Genomic DNA, 278 nt, shown 5'->3' with positions numbered 1-278 from the left:
AATCGTGCCTACGCTGAAGGCGTGAACGAGACAGTGGACGCGGTTCTCGCGATCCTGCGTGGGGAGGTTGTCTGAGGAACGCAGCACAAATTCGAGTGCGGCGCGCTCAGGCGTTTTCTCGTGGATACGCAGCACATGGCCGGGGTCTTCCTGTGGACGAAAATCCATATGCCCCGGGCACCGATCTGCGGCGTGAGTGGAACGCTGGGTGGCATTCGGCCGACATCGAGTATATGGATCAGGAGGAATACGAATGACGACGCAGCGTGAAGCGTACC

Annotated in this window: 1 protein-coding gene; it reads left to right on the top strand. The window is 59.4% G+C overall.

The window, feature by feature from the left end; genetic code table 11:
* The first annotated feature begins 95 nt into the window (after positions 1-95).
* Positions 96-257 carry a ribosome modulation factor gene (locus AC1RPN_RS08945; protein WP_353890807.1) on the top strand — a complete coding sequence of 54 codons (162 nt, stop codon included), beginning with the start codon at positions 96-98 and terminating at the stop codon, positions 255-257.
* Positions 258-278 lie beyond the last annotated feature (21 nt).

It is taken from the genome of Dellaglioa sp. CoH-57-MRSF-20 (assembly GCF_056781955.1).
This window is presented reverse-complemented; position numbering and strand designations above follow the sequence as displayed.